Consider the following 15853-nt stretch of genomic DNA (forward strand, 5'->3'; position numbering starts at 1 on the left):
TTCCAAAGATGATCCATCCGGCCCTCATAAGGATCCTGTAAGGTAAGGGGGACGTTTCGATTAGGTTCGAATCGTCCCCCTTCCGTTTCGCGGGGCGGTTGGCGCAACAGTCCGAATGGGCTATAACCGCCAATCAGGTGAAGTGAACGCAAAGAATTAACTGAAATCTTGTTAACCGGAGGAAGAGACCCGATGTCCGGCGATTTTGAGGCGATGGCGCTTGAGTATCACCGCAACCCGCGGCCCGGTAAGCTGGCAGTAGTCGCGACCAAGCCCATGGCCAACCAGCGCGATTTGGCGCTGGCATATTCGCCGGGCGTTGCCCATGCCTGCACCGCCATCGCCGAGGATCCGTCGAAGGCGGCGGAACTGACGGCGCGCGCCAATCTGGTGGCCGTCGTCACCAACGGCACCGCCGTGCTGGGCCTTGGCAACATCGGGCCGCAGGCCGCCAAGCCGGTGATGGAAGGTAAGGCCGTCCTCTTCAAGAAGTTCGCCGGCATCGACTGCTTCGACATTGAGCTGAACGAGCTGGACGTCGATGCGCTGGTCGACACCATCGTCCGGCTGGAGCCGACCTTCGGCGCCATCAACCTGGAAGACATCGCCGCCCCCGCCTGCTTCGAGATCGAGCGCCGCTGCCGCGAGCGCATGAAGATCCCGGTGTTCCACGACGACCAGCACGGCACCGCCATCGTGGTGGGCGCCGCCGTGCTGAACGGTCTGGCGCTGGTCGGCAAGGACATCTCCAAGGTCAAGGTGGTTTCCACCGGCGGCGGCGCGGCCGGCATCGCCTGCCTCGACCTGATGCTGTCTCTCGGCGTCCGCCGCGAGAATGTCTGGCTGGTCGACCGCATCGGCGTGGTCCACAAGGGCCGCAACGAGGAGATGAACGAGTACAAGGAGGCCTACGCGCACGACACCGCGGCGCGCACGCTGTCCGACGTCATCGACGGCGCCGACATCTTCCTCGGCCTGTCGGGCGCCAAGGTGCTGAAGCCGGAGCTGCTGGCCCGCATGGCCGACAAGCCGCTGATCCTGGCGCTCGCCAACCCGGAGCCGGAGATCATGCCGGATCTGGCCCGCGAAGCCCGTCCGGACGCCATCATCGCCACCGGCCGTTCCGACTTCCCCAACCAGGTCAACAACGTCCTGTGCTTCCCCTTCATCTTCCGCGGTGCGCTGGACGTCGGCGCCACCACGGTGAACGAGGAGATGAAGATCGCGGCGACCCACGCCATGGCCAACCTCGCCCGCGCCGAACCGTCGGACGTCGTGGCGGCGGCTTATGTGGGTGAATCTCTGCGCTTCGGCCCGGACTACATCCTGCCCAAGCCCTTCGATCCCCGCCTGATCGTCGAGGTGTCGTCGGCGGTCGCCAAGGCGGCCATGGAGTCCGGCGTCGCCACCCGGCCGATCGCCGATTTCCGCGCCTATCAGGACCAGCTGAACCAGTATGTCATCCGCTCCGGCCTGTTCATGAAGCCGGTCATCACCAAGGCCAAGACCGCGCCCAAGCGCGTCGTCTATGCCGAGGGCGAGGACCCGCGCGTGATCCGCTGCGCCCAGGTGGTGGTCGACGACGGCATCGCCCATCCGGTGCTGATCGGCCGACGCGAGGTGATCGAGCGGGTGATCGGCGAAATGGGCCTGCGCCTGAAGATCGGCCAGGACGTGGAGGTCATCGAGATCATCCGCGACCCGCGCTATCACAACTTCACCGAACATTATCGCAAGCTGATGGGCCGCCGCGGCGTGTCGCCCAGCCATGCCGCCAACGTGGTGCGCACCCAGCCGACCGTCTTCGGTGCCCTGATGGTCCGCCGCGGCGAAGCCGATGCGCTGGTCTGCGGCACCACCGGCCGCTTCAACGAGCATTGGGCGCACATCTGCGGCCTCATCGGCCTGCGTGACGGCGTGAAGGTCGCCGCGACGATGAACGCGCTGATCTCGCAGAAGGGCGTCCACTTCATCACCGACACCTACGTCAACCCCGACCCGACCGCCGAGCAGGTGGCCGAGATCGCCCGGCTGGCCGCGGACGAGGTGATGCGCTTCGGCATCGAGCCGAAGGTGGCCCTGCTGTCCCACTCCAACTTCGGCAGCGCCGACACCCCGTCCGCCCGCAAGATGCGCGCGGCGGTGGAGCTGGCCTCCGAACAGATGCCGGGTGTCGAGATCGACGGCGAGATGCATGCCGACGCCGCCCTCGCCCCCGCCATCCGCAAGGAGGTGCTGCCCGACAGCCGCCTGAAGGGCGAGGCGAACCTGCTGGTGATGCCGACGCTCGACGCTGCCAACATCGCCTTCAACATGATGAAGATCCTGGGCGAGGCGCAGAATGTCGGCCCGATCCTGCTGGGCGTCCAGCGGCCGGTCCACATCGTCACCCCGTCGGTCACCACCCGCGGTCTGGTCAACATGACCGCCGTCGCCGTGGTCGACGCCCAACTGGCCGAGCCGGTGAACGCCGCCCCGACTCCGCCGGCGGGCGTGGCGTAAGATAGGGTTTTGCCCCCACCCTAACCCTCGCCCTCTTCGAGGGAGAGGGAACTGCCGCTGAAATCCCGCAAGGCTCCTGCCCCCTCTCCCGCGAAGCGGGGGAGGGATGGGGACGGGGCATGCGCAAGTGCCACGCCCCATTCCTCAACCGACAATTCGTGCTATCCCTTACCCGTAGCCAACCAATTCGGCACGGGGCATGAGCAACCAGCGCAAATCCGGCAATTCCGCCGCCGCCACCGCCGCGGCGCTGATCGGGCAGGCCGTGCCGCTGCATCAAGCCGGCCGACTGCCTGAAGCCGAAGCGCTCTATCGCCAGGCGATCGCCACCCAGCCGCGCCAGCCGGATGCCCTTCACCTGCTCGGCATGATCGCCTGCCAGACCGGCCGCTTTGCCGAGGCCGCCGACCTGATCGGGCAGGCGGTGGCGGCCAAGCGCGACGTTCCCGATTACCACGCCAACCTCGCCTACGCCCTTCAGGCGCTCGGCCGCTCCGTGGAAGCGGAACGCGCCGCCCGCAACGCCCTGCGCCTGCGCCGCCCGTTCCCGGAGGCCGCCAACACACTGGGCAACGCCCTCAATGCGCAAGGCAAGGCCGCCGAGGCCGCCGAGGCCTACCGTGCCGCCCTGCGCGCCCGTCCCGACTATGCGGAGGCGGAAGGCAACCTGGGCGCCGTGCTTCGCAGCCTCGGCCGCTCGGCTGAGGCGGAACCGCTGTTGCGTCACGCGCTCGCCGCCAACCCTGCGATGACCGAGGCGCGTGCCGCCTTGGGCCTCGCCCTGCTCGACCTCGGGCATGCCGACGAAGGGGAGGCGACGTTGCGTGCCGTGCTGGCCCGCCGGCCGGACCATGCTGCGGCGGCCCTGGCATTGGCCGGATCGCAGCAACGCCGGGGCCGGGACGCGGAGCCGGCCTATCGCCGCTACCTGACTCTGCAACCGACGGATGCCGAGGGCTGGAACGCCCACGGACTCGCCCTGCAAGCTGCCGACCGCATCGGACCCGCCGCCGATGCCTTCGCCCGCGCCGTACGGCTCGCTCCCGACATGGCGGAGGCGATGACCAATCTCGGCACCATCCGCCGCCTGCAGGGGCAGGCCGCGGTCTCCGCCGAGTTGCAGCGCCGCGCGTTGGACCTGCGCCCCGGCTACGCCGCCGCCCATACCAATCTGGCGCTCGCCCTCCAGGATCTGGGCGACGACGCCGGCGCGGAGCGGGAGTTCACCAATGCCCTGGACGCCGATCCGGCGCAGGCGCTCGCCCGCTTCAACCGCGCCATCCTGCGCCTGCGCCAAGGCCGCTTGGCCGATGGGTGGGAGGATTACACCGTCCGCTTCGAATCCGGACGCCTGCGCCCGAGACGCCCCTTCAACATCCCGGAGTGGGAGGGGAGCGAGCTTGCCGGGCGCCGTCTGCTGCTGTGGGCCGAGCAGGGGTTGGGCGACGAGTTCATGTTCGGCGCCATTCTGCCGGAAGCCCTGTCACGTTTCCCGGACGCCATCGTCGAATGCGAACCCCGGCTGGTCCCGCTGTTCCAGCGCTCCTTTCCCGGCACCACGGTGCGCGCGCCGACGCGGCGCCCGGACGATGCCGACTGCCATCTGCCCTTCGGTTCGCTGCCGCGCCTGCTGTGGAGGAGCGCTCCAGTCCCGCCCCCGCCCGCCGGCTGGCTGAAGCCGGATCCGGAGCGGGTGGCGGCGTGGCGGTCGCGGCTGGACGCGCTCGGCCCCGGCCTGGCAGTCGGCATCGCCTGGACCAGCCAACGCATCACCACCGAACGGCGCCAGTCCTATACGCAGTTGGAGGAATGGGCTCCGCTGCTGCGCCTGCCCGGCATCCACGCCGTCAGCTTGCAATATGACGGACGAGAGGAAGAGATCGCTGCCGTCGAGGAGCGCTTTGGCCGGCCCATCCATCGCTGGCCCGACCTCGACCAGATCGCCGATCTGGAGGGCACCGCGGCCCTGATGGCCAACCTGGATCTGGCGATCACCATCGCGTCCTCCGCCGGCGAAATGGCGGCAGCGCTGGGCGTGCCGGTCTGGCGGCTGGGACGGCGTGACTGGACGCAGCTCGGCACCGCGGTACGTCCCTGGTTCCCCACCATGCGCTGCATCCATCCCGATGGGGAACCTGGTATCGGCGGTGCCATTCCCAAGGCTGTACAGATGCTTACCAGACTTTCCGCAGGTGACCTGTGAGCGTTGCCGACTGGTTTGCCGAGGCGCTTCGCCACCATCAGGCCGGCACTCTCGACGCAGCCGAACCCCTGTACCAGCGCGTGCTGCAGGCCGAACCACGCCATGCCGATGCACTTCATCTGCTGGGCGTGCTGAACCACCAACGCAACGACAACGACCAAGCCATTGGGCTCATTGATAAAGCGGTCGAACTTGTTCCGGATGTGGCGGATTACCACGCCAACCGGGGCATTGTTCTGCAGCGTCTTGGCCGCCTTGATGAAAGCGAAGCAGCCCAGCGCCGCGCGCTGGAGTGCGATCCCACCCATGTCGGCGCCCATTTCAATTTGGGGCTGGTGCTGGCCGCGCTCGCCCGCTTTGCGGAAGCCGCCGCCGAGTATGCCGAGGCCGCCCACCTGTCTCCCGGCCTGGCCGATGCCCACCTGAATCTCGGTGCCGCCCTGCAGGAGATCGGCCGGGCGGAAGAGGCCTTGGCCGCCCACGCCCGCGCCGCGGACCTGCTTCCCGGGGATCCGCGCCCCTGGACCAACCGGGCGGTCAGCCTTCAGCATCTCGGTCGTGTGAAGGAGGCAGCCGACGCCTTGCACATGGCGGCGACGCTGGGCGGCGGCAGTTCCGACCCCACGGCGCTGTCCGCTCTCGCCGCCGCCCTCCACGCCGCTGGTCGGATGGAGGACGCCGCCGAGCGCTATGCTGACGCCCTTCGTCTCGATCCGCGCGATCCCTTTTCCCTCAATGGCTTGGGGCTGTGTCTTAAGTCGCTTGGTCAACTGGACGATGCCGCCGCCTGCTTCGATGCGGCCACCGCCATCCAGCCCGATCACGCCGATGCGCTGGACAATCTCGGCAGCATCCGCAACGCCCAGAACCGCCATGCCGAGGCGGAGTCCCTGCACCGGGAGGCGATCCGCCACCGGCCCGACTTCGCAGGCGCCTGGAATAATCTCGGCAATGCCCGACATGCCGCCGGCCGCACGGCCGACGCCTGGAGGGCATGGCATGTGGCGCTGACTCTCGACCCCGCCCTGCCGGAAACCCACACCAACCTGGGCAACGCCCTGCGCGGCGCCGAGCGTTACGCCGAGGCCGAGCGGTCGCAACGCCGCGCCATCCGGCTCGCTCCTCTGGTGGCACCCGCCCGCAACAATCTCGGCCACCTGCGCCAGGGCCGCCACGACCATGCCGGCGCCGCCGACTGCTACCGCAGCGCACTGGCGCTGGACCCGGCCTATGGCGAGGCCTGGAGCAATCTGGGGCTGGCCCGCCAGCGGATGGGGGACAATGCCGGGGCGGAACGCTGCTATGACCGGGCGCTGACGCTGCGGCCCGACCTGTCGCTGGCGCACTTCAACAAGGGCCTGCTGCGGCTGGAGGCCGGCGATCTCGACCATGGCTGGCCCAGTTATGCCTGGCGCTTCGGCTCCGGACAGGTCGGGCAGGGGCGCCAGCCGCGTGCTCATCCATGGCGCGGGGAGGATTTGACCGGTCGCCGGCTGATGATCTGGGGCGAGCAGGGGGTGGGCGACACCATCCTGTTCTCCGCCCTCTGCCCCGAATTGGCCGGCCGCGCCGTTTCCACCATCCTGGAGGTCGACCGGCGGCTGGTGCCGCTGTTCGCCCGCTCCTTCCCGGCCCTGCGGGTGCGGCCGGAGGCCCTGGACGCGCAGGGGCGGGAGGCCATGGCGATCCCGGACTACGACCGCCATGTGCCGATGGGTTCCCTGCCCCGCGTCCTGCGCCGCCGGTCGGCCGATTTTCCGCCGCGCCCGTCCTGGCTGGTGCCCGACGCCGGGCTGGTGGAGCGCTGGCGCGAACGGCTGGCGGCGCTCGGCCCCGGTTTGCGCATCGGCATCGGCTGGCGCAGCCAGATGATGACGGCGGAGCGCAGCGTCGCCTATCTGCCGCTGGACGCCTGGGCGCCGCTGTTCGCTTTGCCCGGCATCCGCTGGGTGGTGCTGCAATATGGCGAGGTGGAGGCGGAGGTCCGGCAGGCGGAACAGCGTTTTGGCATCAAGCTGCACCGCTGGGACGATCTCGACCGCAAGGACGATTTCGACGGCGTCGCCGCCCTGATCGCCGGGCTGGACCTCGTCATTTCGCCCGCCATGTCGGTCGGCGAGTTGGCCGGCGCGCTCGGCACCCCGGTCTGGCGCTTCGGCACCCGCGACTGGACGCAACTGGGGGCCGGTGTCCGCCCCTGGTACCCGTCGATGCGCCTCTTCCAGCCCCAACCCGGCGAGCCGTTGTCGGAGACGATGGCCGATATGGCCTGTGCGCTGCGATCCCTCTCCCGATTATCGGGCACGTCACGCCCTGCGCCCCTCTCACCCAGTCCTCTCCCCAGGGAGGAGAGGGTATCCGCAGCGGGAGAGGGGTTGGCGGCACAGGCGGTCGCCCTGCACCGGCAAGGCCTCCTGCTCGATGCTGAATCCCTTCACCACAAGGCTGTGGCTGCGGCTCCGACCCACCCGGCGGCCTGGACCAATGGGGGGCTTACGCTGCTCCGGCTTGGCCGCGTCGACGCCGCCATCCAGTGGCACCGGCGCGCGGTGGCGCTGAACCCGGCCTTTCCCGAAGCCTTGGGCAATCTTGGCGTGGCGCTCCAGGCCGGTGGGTCCGCGGGAGAGGCCGCGACGCTGCACCACCGCGCCGTCCGGCTGCGTCCGCTGCTGGCCGAGGGCTGGGGCAACCTCGCCGCCGCCCTGCTCGCCGCCCGGCACTTCGCCGAGGCGGAGACCACCTGCATGCGTGCCGCAGTCCTGGCGCCGAGCCTTGCCGGCATGCTGACCACCGCCGGCGCCGCACTGAAGGGGCAGGGGCGTTTCGCCGAGGCCGTCCGCCAGTGTCGCCGTGCATTGCGCATCGCGCCGACTTCAGCCAAGGGCTGGTCGAACCTGGGCATGGCCCTGGCCGGTCTTGGTCGCTGGAACGATGCCCTCAACGCCCACCAGCGCGCATTGACGCTCGCCCCGGACCTGCCGGACGTTCTGGTCAACCACGGCCACCGACTGCTGATGCGGGGAGAGCGTCGCCCCGCCCGCGACTGGACCGAACGGAGCCTGAGGCTGGCGCCGGGCAGGGCGGACGGCCGAATGAACCGTGCTCTGCTGCGCTTGGCCGAAGGCGACCTAACCGGCGGCTGGGACGACTACGCCCGCCGCTTCGCCACCGGCGATGCCGTATCCCGCCGCCTCACCATCCCGGAATGGCAGGGCGAACCTCTGGCCGGCCGCCGGATCCTGGTTTGGGGGGAACAGGGGCTGGGCGACGAGATCATGTTCGGCACGGCGCTGCCCGACCTGCTCCGCCGGTCCGGCCGGCTGATCGTCGAATGCGATCCGCGCCTGACCGGTCTGTTCGCCCGCGCCCTTCCGGGGGCGGAGGTTCGCGCGCCAACGGCGGACCCGCGCGACGCCGACCGCCATGCGCCCATGGGCAGCGTTGCCGCGCGGCTGCGGCCTGCCCTGCGGCATTTTCCCTCAGCCGCCCCGCTCTTCACCGCCGAGCCGCGGTTGGCGGCGGAATGGCGCGGCCGGCTGGCGGCCCTCGGCCCCGGCCTGCGGGTCGGCATCTGCTGGCGAAGCAGCCGCATGACGGCCGACCGGGCCGGCGCATACAGCCGGATCGACCAATGGGGACCGGTCCTCTCCGTGCCGGGCGTAACCTTCGTCAGCCTGCAATATGACGGGCACGAGGCGGAGCGCGAGGACGCCCTGCACCGTTTCGGCACGGTGCTGCACCATTGGCCCGATCTGGACCAGCGCAACGAACTGGAAGGGGTGGCGGCGCTGATGTCCGGTCTCGACCTCGTGATCTCCGCCCCGACCGCTGTGGGAGAGCTGGCCGCAGCCCTCGGTATCCCGGTCTGGCGGATCGCGGGGGCCGGCGACTGGTCGGCCCTGGGGACGGCGGTGCGGCCCTGGTTCCCATCGATGGCGCTGTCCGGCCATGGCGGTGACCATGACGTGACCCTGGCGGCGGTCGCGCAACGCCTGCAGCGCCTCGCCGAAGGGCCCCCTGACCATCGCCTCTAACCATCGCCCCTGACCATCGGATGGGGAGGCTCACGCAATTCCGCATTGCGATTCCGGAGCCGCCCCTTTATCGACTATGGCCGCCGGTCGCCACGCAGGGTGGATGACCCGGCGCCCGCGCCGTCGTAAGCTGTTTCCTGCCTGACGGCGACAGATGGGTTCAGGACGGGGTTTCGGGTCGGGGTTTATGGGAAAGGACGGTCGGTGCGGTCTGAGGACGCTCTTGCCAACATAGACGTCGCGGTGCTTGCCGGCGGGCTGGGCACGCGCATCCGGGGCGTTCTGGGTGACACGCCGAAGGTCCTGGCCCCGATCGCGGGCCGCGCCTTCCTCGGCCATCTCCTGGATTACCTGTCGACCTACGGATCGCGCCGGGTGGTTCTGTGCCTCGGCCATCTGGCCGACCGGGTGACCGCGTGGCTCGCCCGCGGCGATTCCGCGGGCACCATCGACGTGGTCTGCCAGATCGAACCGCGCCCGCTCGGCACCGCGGGTGCGCTCGGCTATGTCCGCAAGGAGCTGCGCAGCAGCACCATACTGGTGGTGAACGGCGACACCTTCCTCGACGCCGACCTGCGGGCCTTCATCGCCTCGCACCGCCTGTCGGGCGCGGAGGCGTCAGTGCTGTGCGTGACGGTGGAGGACGCCTCCCGCTTCGTGCGGGTGGAGATCGGTCCCGACAGCCGCGTCCGCCGGTTCCTCGACAAGGCGCCGGGGGCTGGCACCATCAACGCCGGCGTCTATCTGTTCTCCGCCGCCTTCCTCGACCGCTTCATCGCGGCCGGCGCGGTGTCGCTGGAACGCGACGTGCTGGAAAAGCTGCCGCCCGGCACGCTGAACGCCCATGTCGCCAAGGCGCGCTTCCTCGACATCGGCACGCCGGAAAGCCTTGCCACCGCCGCCAGCGTCATCGCCGGCCGCGAGTCCTGACGCGGAGGCTGGTCGGGAGTCACGGCGGCCGCAATTTACCCCCGCGTACGCGACCGTCTGCCACTGGACTCGCGCAAAGTGCCGGGCCAAGATGCGCACCGACTCGACACCATGCGCGGCAAGTGCCTGCGCCGGGGCCGGGCCGCCACGCCGATTTCTCCGGACCAGTGCCATGGCCGTCATCCTCATCCGCGCCGACGCGTCGCCGACCATCGGCACCGGCCATGTCATGCGCTGCCTCGCCGTGGCCGAAGCGCTGCGCGACCAGGGTCACGAGGCGCTGTTCGCCGCCGTGGAATCCACTCCCGCCATCGACCGCCGGCTGTCGGCGGACGGTTTCCGCCATGTCTCCATCGCCGGGCCGGTGGGGCAGGCGGCGGATCTGGCCGCCACGCGGTCGCTCCTGCGGCGGGAGCATGGCACGGCCGTGATGCTCGACGGCTACCGCTTCGGCGAGGCCTACCGCGTCGGGTTGCAGGCGGCCGGCGCGCGGGTGCTGGCCTGGGACGATCTGGGCGACGGCACGCCGCTGCATGCCGACCTCGTCGTCAATGCCGCACCACAGGCGGCGGCCCTTCCCTATGAGGCGATGGCGCCCGGCGCCGTCCTGCTGCTCGGCCCCGGCTACGCCCCCTTGCGGCGGGAGGTGCGGCTGGCGGCGCAGGCGCCGCGGCGGACCATCGCCGACCGGCCGGTGCTGCTGGTCACCTTTGGCGGCTCCGACCCGCTCGGCCTGACCGGGCCGGTTCTGCAGGCGCTGGCGTTGAAACGGCCCGACGGCTGCCGCATCGTTGCCGTCGTCGGCGGCAGCAATCCCCAAGCAAACGTGGTGGCGGAGGAGGTGGCGGCGCTCGCCGCCGATGGCGTCACCGTGGAGATCGACTGCCCGCGGATGGGCGCGCTGATGGCCGACTGCGGTCTGGCGGTTTCGGCCGGCGGCGGCACCATGGGGGAACTTGCCGCGCTGGCGGTGCCGACCCTGCTGGTGGTCACCGCCGACAATCAGGCGATGGCGAGCGGCGACGCCGCCGAACTCGGCTGGTGCACCGCCGTGGACGCCCGCGGCTGCGACCCCGCCAAGGCGGCGGCGGTCATCGCCGGGCGGGCGCTCGCCCTATGGTCCGACGTCGGGCAACGCCAGCGGATGCAGGATGCCGCCGCCGCGCTGCCGCTGGACGGCGACGGGGCGGTGCGCATCGCCAGCGCCCTGACCGGCCCGGCGCCCAAAGCCGGCAGCGCCGCCCGGCGGCGGACGGCGCTCGCCTGATCCTGCCGTTCCCGTCAGCTGACCACGCGCCACGTGCCGTCCGCCTGCTGACAGGCGGTGCCGAAGCCCTGCTGGGTGCGGCCCTGGACCACGATGGTGGTCTGGTATTCGCGGCAGAGCTGGCCCTGCGGCCCGGTGCCCTCGCGCACCGGCGTGTAGCTGCCGTAATTGCCGGTTTCCGGGTTGTTCCAGCGGATGGTGCTGCCGGTCGGCGCGCTGTAGGCGTTGACCGCCGCCTGCTGGGCATAATTCTGGTCGGCGCGGTCGAGGGAGGCGCCGGCCGCATTGCCCAACGCCGCACCCAGCAGCGTGCCGACGCCCACCGCTACCAGCTTGCCGCTGCCGCCGCCGAAGCGCGAGCCGGCCAGGCCGCCGACCACGCCACCCAGAACGGTGCCGGCCGTCTGCTTGTTGGCGCTGACGCCGCCATAGGAATCGCCGTAGCCCGGCTGGGCGCAGCCGGCAAGCGGGGCCGCGAGCAGGCTGGCGGACAGCGCGGCGGCGAGGAAGGGGCTGGCTTTCATGGTGGCTCTCGTCCTGTTGGGTCCTGTTTGGATCGGCACGAAACAGTTCGTTCCTGACGCCATCAACATGGCTGACCCGCATCTTATTCCCGGTGCGTGACGCGGTGCCTCGCTTGCCCCTATGATCGTGCCAACGGTTCCACAAAGGAATCGACGACAAGCCCTTGGGAGGGAACGAACATGCTGCCCAACGCGGACAGCTGGGAAGGGGTATCCCGCGCCTTCGCCTGGCGCGTGCCCGACCGCTACAACATCGGCGTCGACGTCTGCGACCGCTGGGCCGAGACGGACCCCGGCCGCATCGCCCTGATCCACAAGCGGCGCGACGGCGGAACCGAGGAATACCGGTTCGCCGACATCCGCGCCCTGTCCAACCGCTTCGCTAATGCGCTGGCGGCCCAAGGCGTCGCGCGCGGCGACCGGGTCGGCATCCTGCTGCCCCAGGCGCCGGAGACCGCGATCAGCCATGTCGCGGTCTACAAGATGGGCGGCATCGCCGTGCCGCTGTTCTCGCTGTTCGGGGTGGAGGCGCTGGAATATCGGCTGGCCAACTGCGGCGCCCGCGCCGTGGTCACCGACGCCGCCGGAGCCGCCAAGATCGCCCAGATCCGCGACCGGCTGCCGGAACTGCGCGCAGTCTTCCGCATCGACGGGTCGGGTCCCGGCTGCCTGGATTGGCATGGGCTGTGCGACGCGGCGTCCGACAGCTTCACCCCGGCCGACACCGGGCCGGACGATCCGGCGCTGATCATCTATACCTCCGGCACCACCGGCCAGCCCAAGGGCGCGCTGCATGCGCATCGGGTGCTGCTGGGCCATCTGCCGGGCGTGGAGATGTCGCACGACCTGTTCCCGCAGCCGGGCGACCGCATCTGGACGCCGGCCGACTGGGCGTGGATCGGCGGCTTGCTCGACGTGCTGCTGCCGGCCTGGCACCATGGGGTGACGGTGGTTTCCCACCGCTTCGAGAAATTCGACGCGGAAGCTGCCTTCGCTTTGCTGGCCGAATTCCAGGTGCGCAACGCCTTCCTGCCGCCGACGGCACTGAAGATGATGCGGGCGGTGAAGAACCCGCGGGCGCGCCATCGCATCGACATGCGCTCCGTCGCCAGCGGCGGCGAGACGCTGGGCGCCGGGCTGCTCGACTGGGGGCGCGAGACCTTCGGCGTGACGATCAACGAGTTCTACGGCCAGACCGAATGCAACATGATCGTCTCCTCGGCCGCGACGCTGATGGCGCCGAAGCCCGGCATCATGGGACGTCCGGTCCCCGGCCATGACGTGGCTGTGATCGACGGGCAGGGCAACCGGCTGCCGCCGGGGCAACTCGGCCTGATCGCCGTGCATCGGCCGGACCCGGTGATGTTCCTCGGTTATTGGAACAACCCGGACGCCACCGCGGCGAAATTCATCGACGACTGGCTGGTTACCGGCGACCAGGGAGAGCTGGACGAGGACGGCTATATCCGCTTCGTCGGGCGGGACGACGACGTCATCACCTCGGCCGGTTACCGCATCGGCCCCGGCGAGATCGAGGATTGCCTGATCGGCCATCCCGCCGTCCGCATGGCGGCGGTGGTCGGCGTGCCCGACCCGTTGCGCACGGAGATCGTCAAGGCCTTCATCGTCCTGCAGGAGGGGGTGACGCCGGACGACGCGCTGGTCGCCTCGATCCAGGAGCATGTAAAGACCCGGCTGGCCGCCCACGAATATCCGCGCTCGATCGAATTTCTTGAAAGCCTGCCCATGACCACCACCGGCAAGATCATTCGCCGGGAGTTGAGGAATCGCTCGTAATATCATGATCGAATTAATTTTATTGGCTGCGGCCTTTCTGGCCGGAGCGATGAATGCCGTTGCCGGCGGGGGAAGTTTCCTGACCCTGCCGGCCCTGATCTACGCCGGGGTGCCGCCGGTCGCCGCCAACGCCACCGGCACGGTCGCCCTGCTGCCCGGCTATGCCAGCGGCGTCTATGGCTACCGCCAGGACCTGACGCCGGTCGGCACGCTCGGCCTGCCGCTGCTGTCGGCGGTCAGTCTTGTCGGCGGGCTGGCCGGGGCCGGGCTGCTGCTGGTGACGCCGGATTCGGTGTTCCGTGGCATCGTGCCCTGGCTCCTGCTGCTGGCCACGGGTCTGTTCGCCTTCGGTAACATGCTGGCGCAGCGGCTGCGCAGCCTGGGCCTGCACGGCAACGGAGCAATGCTGGGCACGCTGTTCGCCGTCTCGGTCTATGGCGGCTATTTCAACGGCGGGCTCGGCATCCTGCTGCTGGCGCAGTTGAGCCTGTTCGGCATGACCGACCTGAATGCCATGAACGGGCTGAAGAACCTGTTCTCCGCCGTGCTGACCGCCATCGCCGTGGTGGCTTACGCCGCCGGCGGGGCGGTGGAATGGCCGAAGGCGCTGCTGATGGTGGTGGCCGCGGTCGCCGGCGGCTATGTCGGCGCCCGGCTGGGCCGCAAGATCCCCAAGCCGATCCTGCGCGCCGGCATCATCGCCGTCGGGCTGGTGATGAGTGCGGTGTTCTTCCTGAAATGATCGCGCTATAGAGGGCGCTCCCCGTCTTTTGGATCTGCCGCCATGCTGACCGTATCCGATCTCGACCTGTATTATGGCGATGCCCAGGCGCTCGACGGCGTCACGCTGCAGGTGGCGGCGGGGCAGACCACCGCCATCGTCGGCGCCAACGGGGCCGGCAAGACCTCGCTGATCCGCGCCATCTCCGGCATCCTGAAGCCGGCACGGGGCAGCATCCGCTTCAAGGACCGCGAGATCGCCGGCCTGCCTAGCCATGTCGTCTGCGACCTCGGCATCGGGCAGGTGGCGGAGGGGCGGCAGATCTTCCCGACGTTGAGCGTGCGGGAGAATCTGGAGATGGGCGCCGTCATCCCGCGTGCCCGGTCCAGCGCGCGCCAGACCTATGACCGGGTGCTGGCCCTGTTCCCCCGCCTGCGCGAAAGACTGGACCAGGCGGCCGGCACCCTGTCCGGCGGCGAGCAGCAGATGCTGGCGATCGGCCGCTGCCTGATGGGCAAGCCGGACCTCATCATGTTTGACGAGCCGTCGCTCGGCCTGTCGCCGGCCCTGGTGCAGGAGCTGTTCCGCATCATCCGTTCCCTGGCGGCCGAGGGCATGACGATCATTCTGGTCGAACAGAATGTCGCCGCCTCCCTGCGCATCGCCCAGGCGGCCTATGTGCTCGAAAACGGCCGGGTGGTGCTGTCGGGCACCGGGGAGGCGCTGCTGGCCGACCCGGCGGTGAAGCAGGCCTATCTGGGGCTGTGATCCGGAAACCCTCCGGCTGGCGATACCCCCCTTATCCTCCTATCGTTGAATATACGAACCATCTACAGTCCCCCTAAGCTGGCAGTCCAAGAATAAGCGGACGGGGATCATGGCGGCAGGCTGCACCAGGCGAACGACATTGCTGGCGGCCGGCGCGCTGCTGGCATCGGCGACGCTCCGGCACGCGGTGGCTGCCGACCGGCCCGTCGTCCGCGCCGGGGTTTTGAAGTTCGGCACGGTCAGCTGGGAACTCGACACCGTCCGCGCCAACGGCTTCGACCGCCAAGCCGGCATCGACCTGCAACTGGTGGAACTGGCCGGCAACCCCGCCACCCAGGTCGCGCTCCAGGCCGGCGGGGTGGAGATCATCGTTTCCGACTGGCTGTGGGTGTCGCGGATGCGCAGCAAGGGGGAGGCGCTGTGCTTCATCCCCTATTCGACCGCCCTCGGCGCGCTGGTGGTTCCGGCCCAATCCGCCATCGCCGGGATCGGCGACCTGCGGGGCAAGCGCATCGGGGTGGCCGGCAGCCCGCTCGACAAGAGCTGGCTTTTGCTGAAGGCCCTGGCCGCCGACCGGCACGGGCTGTCGCTCGACCGCGATGCGCAACCCTTCTTCGCCGCACCGCCGCTGCTGAACAGCAAGATCGCCGACGGCGACCTGGACGCCGTGCTGACCTTCTGGCCCTTCGCCGCCCGGCTGGAGGCGAAGGGCATGCGCGTGACCATGACCGTGTCCGACATGCTGGAGGCGCTGGGCCAGCCGGCGACGGTGCCCTCCATCGGCTATGTCTTCCGCGAGGAATGGGCGCGCGCCAACCCGGCCGCCCTCGCCGGATTCCAGGCAGCGACCAACAAGGCGAAGACCCTGCTGGCGGACTCCGACGCCGCCTGGGACCGGCTCGCCCCGCTGATGCAGGCGGAGGATGACGCCACCTTCCGCACCCTGCGCGACCGCTACCGTGACGGCATCCCGCGCCGCTGGACCGAGGAGGAGCGGGCAGGGGCGGCGAAGCTCTATGCGCTGCTGGCGCGGCTGGGCGGGCGGGAACTGGTCGGCGACGCGCCCGCCATCGCCCCCGGCACCTTCTGGACCGGCGGGGCCTGACC

General features: G+C 69.9%; 10 protein-coding genes. 9 read left to right on the forward strand and 1 reads right to left on the reverse strand.

Annotation, left to right across the window (positions count from 1 at the left end):
- Positions 1–192: 192 nt before the first annotated feature.
- The 5 genes from B9N97_RS04055 (at position 193) to pseG (ending at position 10936) form a co-directional block, all read left to right on the forward strand.
- On the forward strand, positions 193–2502 hold the full coding sequence (locus tag B9N97_RS04055; RefSeq protein WP_085083639.1) for an NADP-dependent malic enzyme: 2310 nt from the start codon (positions 193–195) through the stop codon (positions 2500–2502).
- Positions 2503–2701: 199 nt separating this feature from the next.
- Positions 2702–4705 (forward strand): tetratricopeptide repeat protein, encoded by a 2004-nt coding sequence (locus B9N97_RS04060; RefSeq protein ID WP_085083641.1) that lies wholly within the window; start codon positions 2702–2704, stop codon positions 4703–4705.
- On the forward strand, positions 4702–8739 hold the full coding sequence (locus B9N97_RS04065; protein ID WP_085083643.1) for a tetratricopeptide repeat protein: 4038 nt from the start codon (positions 4702–4704) through the stop codon (positions 8737–8739). Before B9N97_RS04060 ends, B9N97_RS04065 begins: the two co-directional genes overlap by 4 nt.
- Positions 8740–8943: 204 nt before the next feature.
- Positions 8944–9669 carry a nucleotidyltransferase family protein gene (locus B9N97_RS04070; RefSeq protein WP_085083645.1) on the forward strand — a complete coding sequence of 242 codons (726 nt, stop codon included), beginning with the start codon at positions 8944–8946 and terminating at the stop codon, positions 9667–9669.
- Positions 9670–9841: 172 nt separating this feature from the next.
- Entirely contained in the window at positions 9842–10936 is a 1095-nt protein-coding gene (gene pseG / locus B9N97_RS04075) for a UDP-2,4-diacetamido-2,4,6-trideoxy-beta-L-altropyranose hydrolase (protein ID WP_085083647.1), read from the forward strand.
- A gap of 14 nt (positions 10937–10950) precedes the next feature.
- Here the strand turns inward: pseG and B9N97_RS04080 are convergent, their stop codons facing one another.
- A complete protein-coding gene (locus B9N97_RS04080) occupies positions 10951–11460 on the reverse strand; it encodes an RT0821/Lpp0805 family surface protein (protein WP_085083649.1) in 510 nt (169 codons plus the stop codon).
- A 180-nt stretch (positions 11461–11640) separates the two neighbouring features.
- Here B9N97_RS04080 and B9N97_RS04085 point away from each other — a divergent pair, with 180 nt between their 5' ends.
- The 4 genes from B9N97_RS04085 to B9N97_RS04100 all read left to right on the forward strand — a co-directional run bounded on the left by B9N97_RS04085 (position 11641) and on the right by B9N97_RS04100 (position 15851).
- On the forward strand, positions 11641–13257 hold the full coding sequence (locus B9N97_RS04085; RefSeq protein ID WP_085083651.1) for an acyl-CoA synthetase: 1617 nt from the start codon (positions 11641–11643) through the stop codon (positions 13255–13257).
- Between the two features lie 4 nt (positions 13258–13261).
- A complete protein-coding gene (locus B9N97_RS04090) occupies positions 13262–13999 on the forward strand; it encodes a sulfite exporter TauE/SafE family protein (RefSeq protein WP_085083653.1) in 738 nt (245 codons plus the stop codon).
- A gap of 42 nt (positions 14000–14041) precedes the next feature.
- The gene (locus B9N97_RS04095) at positions 14042–14746 is read left to right on the forward strand and encodes an ABC transporter ATP-binding protein (protein ID WP_085083655.1); all 705 of its coding nucleotides are present in this window, start codon (positions 14042–14044) and stop codon (positions 14744–14746) included.
- Positions 14747–14855: 109 nt separating this feature from the next.
- Entirely contained in the window at positions 14856–15851 is a 996-nt protein-coding gene (locus tag B9N97_RS04100; protein ID WP_085083657.1) for an ABC transporter substrate-binding protein, read from the forward strand.
- Positions 15852–15853: the final 2 nt, after the last annotated feature.

The sequence above is a fragment of the Azospirillum oryzae genome, from assembly GCF_900177515.1.
Classification (GTDB): Bacteria; Pseudomonadota; Alphaproteobacteria; order Azospirillales; family Azospirillaceae; genus Azospirillum; species Azospirillum oryzae_A.